Source organism: Amycolatopsis pittospori, from assembly GCF_013870525.1.
Lineage (GTDB): Bacteria > Actinomycetota > Actinomycetes > Mycobacteriales > Pseudonocardiaceae > Amycolatopsis > Amycolatopsis pittospori.
Genome location: NZ_JACBXD010000169.1, coordinates 1 through 5,806 on the forward strand (window position 1 = coordinate 1; position 5,806 = coordinate 5,806).

A 5,806-nucleotide genomic window follows, 5' to 3' on the forward strand; every position below is an offset into this window, starting at 1 on the left:
AGACCACGTCCAGCACCGCCGATTCCGGGACCCGGATCTTCAGGAGGTGGCCAGGTCGAACAGCTCCAGGCCCTCGGCCGGGTCGAAACTGCCGACCCCGTCGCGGCCCATCCGGTCCGCGTCCGCCGCGCCGCCCATCCCGTCGGCCCAGAGACCGAAGGCGAGCGACGTGGCGGGCAGCCCGAGACCGCGGCGGTGGTGCGCCAGCCCGTCGAGGAAGGTGTTGGCGGCCGCGTAGTTGGCCTGCCCCGGCGCGCCGAGCACCCCGGCGGCCGAGGAGAACAGCACGAACATGGCCAGGTCGTGGCCCCGGGTGAGCTCGTGGAGGTTCCACGCCGCGTCCACCTTGGGCCGCAGCACCTTCTCGAGCCGTTCCGGGGTGAGCGCGGTGAGCAGGCCGTCGTCGAGGACGCCGGCCGCGTGCACCACACCGGTCAGCTTCGGCGTGCGGTCCAGGACCGCCGCGAGTGAAGCGCGGTCGGCGGCGTCGCACGCCTCGATCCGCACGGTCGCGCCCAGTCCGGTCAGATCCGCCGCCAGCTCGGCCGCGCCGGGCGCGTCCGGGCCTCGACGGCTGGTGAGCACCAGGTCGGTGACGCCGTGCCGGGTGACCAGATGCCTGGCGAGCACCGCGCCGAGTCCGCCGGTACCGCCGGTGACGAGCACCGTGCCGGTGTCCGGACGGCGCGGCACGGTCAGCACGACCTTGCCGATGTGCTTGGCCTGGCTCAGGAAACGCAGGGCCTCCGGGGCGCGGCGCAGATCCCAGGTGCGGACCGGCAGCGGGGTGAGCGCGCCTTCGTCGAACAAGGTGATCAGCTCCTCCCACATCTGCGCGATCCGGCGGTCGCCCGCTTCGATCACGTCGAACGCCTGGTAAGTCACACCGGGATGGTGCCCCGCGGCGCCCCCGTCCGGACGGACGTCGGTCTTCCCCATTTCCACGAACCGCCCACCGCGCGGTAACAGGCGCAGCGACGCGTCGATGAATTCGCCGGTCAGCGCGTTGAGGACGACGTCGACGCCGTTCCCGTCGGTGGTGGCGCGGAACCGGTCCTCGAAGTCGAGCGTCCGGGACGACGCGATGTGGTCGTCGTCGAGCCCGGCCGCCCGCAGGACGTCCCACTTGCCCTCGCTCGCGGTGCCGAACACCTCGGCGCCGAGATGCCGGGCGAGCTGCGTGGCGGCCATGCCGACCCCACCCGCCGCGGCGTGGATCAGCACCGACTCGCCCTTCTTCAGCGCGCCGAGGTCGGTCAGCGCGTAGTAGGCGGTGAGGAACACCAGCGGGACCGACGCGGCCTGTTCGAACGTCCAGCTCTCGGGCATCTTGGCCAGCAGGGCGCGGTCGGCGAAGGTGAGCGGGCCGAACCCGCCGTGCACCAGGCCCATCACCCGGTCACCCGGGACGAGGTCGTCCACTTCGGACCCGACGTCGGTGACGACGCCGGCGGCCTCGTAACCGATCCGGCCCGCGTCGCCCGGGTACATGCCGAGGACGTTGAGGACGTCGCGGAAGTTCGTCCCGGCCGCCCGGGTGGCGATCCGGACCTCACGCGGCAGCAGTGGTTCGAGCACGTCGGGGTACGGCTCGAAGGAGAGCCTGTCGAGGGTGCCCTTGACGACGCTGTCGAGACGCCAGGCCGGCTCGTGCCACGGCGGCACGAGGTCCGGCGAGGACGCCGCGGTCAGCAGCCGCACGGCGTGGACGACGCCGTCGCGCACGGCCAGCTGGGTTTCGTCGCCGAGGACGGCCAGCGCGGTCTCGACGTCGGCCTCGGCCGCGTCGAGCAGCACCAAGCGTCCCGGATGCTCGGACTGGGCACTGCGCACCAGACCCCACACCGAGGCCGACGCCGGGTCGACGGTGTCCGATGTGGACACCGCGACGGCGTTCTCGGTGCGCACCACGAGCGTGGCTTCCTTGTCCTCGGCCAGCCACTCCTGCAGCTTCGCCAGCGTGCTCAGCAGCAGCGCGTGCGTGGCCGCCGGGGTGTCTCCTGCCTCCGGCACCGCCGACAGGATCTCCGTCGGCGCCGCCGGGGACTCGGCGGTGACCTGGGCCCAGCCGAGCCGGAACAGCGCGTCCGAAGTGGACGGTGCGCCCGGGCCGAGGTCGGTGACCTCGCGCAGCAGCAGCGATCCCACCGTCAGCACCGGCGCGCCCGCGCCGTCGGCGAGTTCCAGGCGGACCGAGTCGGTGCCGCTCGCGGTGACCCGGACGCGGGCGGCGGTGGCGCCTGCCGCGTGCAGGACGACGTCACGCCAGAGGAACGGCAGCCGCGTGGTCTCGACGTTCCCGGGCAGGAGCCCGATCGCGTGCAGCGCGGCGTCGAGCAGCGCCGGGTGGAGACCGAACTTCCCGGCGTCGCCGTGCGCGGCGGCGGGGAGTTCGAGATCGGCGCAGACCTCGTCGCCCACGAGCCACGCGGCGGTCAGTCCCTGGAACACCGGCCCGTACTGCAGACCCGCGTCGGCGAGACCCGGGTAAAGCTCCGTGACGTCGAGGGCTTCGGCACCGGCGGGCGGCCAGACACCGTCCGAGGCCGCCGGGTGGGCGTTCGCCGGGGCGAGCAGACCGGTGGCGTGCTCGGTCCAGGATTCGCCCTCCGGACGCCGGGAGTGGATCGACACCGGACGGCGTCCGTCGTCGTCCGCGGCCCCGACCACGACCTGCACGGCGAGGCCGCCGGTCTCCGGCAGCACCATCGGCGCCGCCAGGGTCAGTTCGGAGACACGGGCGCAGCCGAGTTCGTCGCCCGCCCGGACGGCGAGTTCGATCAGTGCCGCGCCGGGGACCAGCACGGTGCCGAGCACCGCGTGGTCGACGAGCCACGGCTGGGCGGCACGGGACAACCGGCCGTACCCGACCAGACCGTCGTCGGCTGCCGTCGGCACGGTCGCGCCGAGCAGCGGATGCCCGGCGTCGGCCAGGCCCAGCCCGGTCGCGTCGCCGGTACTGGCGGGCGCGTCGAGCCAGAACCGCTCACGCTGGAACGCGTAAGTGGGCAGTTCGACGGCGCGGGCTCCCGTACCGTCGAAGAACGCCGCCCAGTCGACCTCGGTACCCGCCGCGACCAGCCGGCTGAAGGCGAGGGCGGCGGTCTGCCGCTCGTCGCGATCCTTGCGCAGCACCGGGACGAACACCGCGTCCGGGGCACTGTCGGCGCCCATCGCCGAAAGCACGCCGTCCGGACCCAGCTCGGCGAACCGGGTGACACCCGCCTCGGTGAGGGCACGGACGCCGTCGGCGAACCGGACCGGCTCGCGGACGTGCCGGACCCAGTAGGCCGGATCGGTCAGCTCGTCGGTGCTCTTGCCGGTCACGGTGGAGACGACCGGGATCCGCGGCTCGGCGTACTCCAGAGAACTCGCCAGCTCGGAGAACTCCGCGAGCATCGGCTCCATCAGCGCCGAGTGGAAAGCGTGCGAGACGACCAGGGCCTTGGTGCGGCGTCCGCGCTCGGCGAACACCGCCGCCACGGCACGAACCGGACCATCCACACCGGACAGAACGACGGCCTCGGGCCCGTTGACCGCGGCCAGGCAGACCTCGTCGGACAGATGCTCGCGCACCTCGTCCTCGCTCGCCTGCACCGCGACCATCGCGCCGCCTTCCGGCAGCGCCTCCATCAGCCGTCCGCGTGCTTCGACGAGTTTCGCCGCGTCCTCCAAGGAGAACACGCCCGCCACGTGTGCGGCCGCGATCTCGCCGATCGAGTGCCCGGCGAGGAAATCGGGCCGGATCCCCCACGATTCCACGAGCCGGAACAACGCCACTTCCAGGGCGAAGATCGCGGGCTGTGCGGTGCCGGTGCGGTCGAGATCACCGTCGAGGGGAAGAAGTGCGGCGACCTCGTCATAAGCCTTCGCGAACACAGGGAAGGCGTCATAGAGGCCGCGGCCCATGCCGGGCCGCTGCGAACCCTGACCGGTGAACAGCACCGCGAGCTTGCCTTCGGCGGCACGGCCGGTGACGACCTCGGGAACCTTCCGGCCACCGGCGAGCGCGGCCAGTCCGGTGCGCAGCGCGTCCGCGTCGCCGGTGAGCACCGCCCGCCGTTCGAACGCGGTGCGGGTGGTCGCCAGGGCGTAGCCGATGTCGAGCGGGTCGGCGAAACCGACCGTGCCCAGCAGGCGTCCGGCCTGGGCGCGCAGCGCGTCGTCGGTGCGAGCGCTCAGCACCCACGGCAGGAGCGCCGGTGGCGCCGGAGTCCGAGCGGGTGTGGCGGGTTCCGGAACCTGCTCCAGGATGACGTGCGCGTTGGTGCCACTGATCCCGAACGCCGACACCGCCGCGCGCCGCGGCCGTCCGGCCTCCGGCCATGGCCTCGCTTCGGTGAGCAGCCGGACCTCGCCCTCACTCCAGTCGACGTGCGGGGACGGCTCGTCGACGTGCAGGGTGGCGGGCAGGACGCCGTGCCGCATCGCTTCGACCATCTTGATGATCCCGGCGAGTCCGGCGGCGGCCTGGGTGTGGCCGATGTTGGACTTGACCGAGCCCAGCCACAGCGGTTCCTCACGGTCCCGCCCGTAGGTGGCCAGCAGCGCCTGCGCCTCGATCGGGTCACCCAGCGCGGTACCGGTGCCGTGCGCTTCGACGACGTCCACTGTGGACGATTCGACGCCTGCCGCCGCGAGCGCGCGGCGGATCACCCGCTGCTGCGAAGGCCCGTTGGGCGCGGTCATCCCGTTGGACGCGCCGTCCTGATTGACCGCGCTGCCACGGACCACCGCGAGCACGCGACGTCCGTTGCGGCGCGCGTCGGAAAGCCGTTCCAGGAGCAGGAATCCGGCGCCTTCGGCCCAGGCGGTGCCGTCGGCCGCGGCCGCGAACGGCTTGCAGCGGCCGTCGGCGGCGAGGCCGCGCTGACGGGAGAACTCGATGAACGGGTTGGGGCTGGCCATCACCGTCGCGCCGCCGACCAGCGCCAGTCCGCATTCACCGGACCGCAGCGCCTGTGCCGCCCAGTGCAGGGCGACCAGCGAGGACGAGCACGCCGTGTCGACCGACACCGCGGGGCCTTCGAGGCCGAAGGTGTAGGCGACGCGGCCGGTCAGCACGCTGCTCGCGCTGCCGGTCCCGAGCAGGCCCTCCATCCCCTCGGGGGTGGCGGCCAGGCGGGAGGCGTAGTCGTCGTACATCACGCCGGCGAACACACCGGTGGCGCTGCCCTTGAGCGTGACGGGGTCGATCCCGGCGCGCTCGAACGCCTCCTGCGCGGTCTCCAGCAGCAACCGCTGCTGCGGATCGACGGTGACCGCCTCGCGCGGCGAGATACCGAAGAACTCCGCGTCGAAATCGGCGGCGTCGTGCAGGAAACCACCTTCGCGGGCGTAGCTGGTGCCAGGGTGGTCGGGGTCCGGGTGGTAGAGCCGGTCGAGGTCCCAGCCGCGGTCGGACGGGAACGGCGTGATCGCGTCGGTCCCTTCGGCGACCAGGCGCCACAGGTCTTCCGGTGAGCTCACGCCGCCCGGGAACCGGCAGCTCATCGCGACGATGGCGATGGGCTCGTCCGGCTCGGCCACGCGGACCGGATCGAGGTCCACACCTGCCTCGTCACCGGCCAGTTCGGCGCGGATGTAGGTCGCGAGCGCCGCCGGATTCGGGTGGTCGAACACCAGCGTGGCGGGCAGCCGCAGCCCGGTCGCCTCGCCGAGCCGGTTCCGCAGCTCGACGGCGGTCAGCGAGTCGAAGCCGAGTTCGGTGAAGGCGCGGCCGGCCTCGACCGACGTCGCGGTGCCGTGGCCGAGCACGTCGGCGACGTGGCCCCGGACCAGGTCGACCAGATGCGAGAGCTGGTCG

Annotated in this window: 1 protein-coding gene; it reads right to left on the minus strand. The window is 73.0% G+C overall.

Annotated features, from left to right (window positions below):
• Nucleotides 1-39: 39 nt before the first annotated feature.
• Nucleotides 40-5,806, minus strand: a 5,767-nt coding sequence (locus H5J31_RS39200; protein WP_236005662.1) for a type I polyketide synthase, incomplete at its 5' end; no start/stop codon positions are given.